The organism is Streptomyces sp. SM1, from assembly GCF_002910825.1.
Classification (GTDB): Bacteria; Actinomycetota; Actinomycetes; order Streptomycetales; family Streptomycetaceae; genus Streptomyces; species Streptomyces okerensis.
The window spans coordinates 1-353 of record NZ_NEUB01000090.1; the positions used below are offsets into that span (position 1 = coordinate 1).

General features: G+C 74.2%; 1 protein-coding gene. It reads left to right on the plus strand.

The window, feature by feature from the left end:
• Positions 1–353, plus strand: a 353-nt coding sequence (locus tag B9S61_RS02070) for a helicase-associated domain-containing protein (RefSeq protein WP_181007196.1), incomplete at both ends; no start/stop codon positions are given.

A 353-nucleotide genomic window follows, 5' to 3' on the forward strand; every position in this document is an offset into this window, starting at 1 on the left:
AACCGCTGGACCACGTCCTGCTCCAGGCCGATCTGACGGCGGTCGCGCCGGGCCCGCTGGAGCGGCCGCTCGCCGACATGCTGGGGGTTCTCGCGGACGTGGAATCGAAGGGTGGCGCGACGGTCTACCGGTTCACGCCGGGCTCGGTGCGGCGCGCCCTGGACGCCGGGCAGGCGGCCGCCGACCTGCACGCCTTCCTCGCCGCGCACTCCCGTACGCCGGTGCCGCAGCCGTTGGCCTATCTGATCGACGACGTGGCCCGCAGGCACGGACACCTGCGGGTCGGTGCCGCCTCGGCGTACCTCCGCTGCGACGACGACGCGGTGCTCGGCGAGATCCTCGCCGACAAGCGG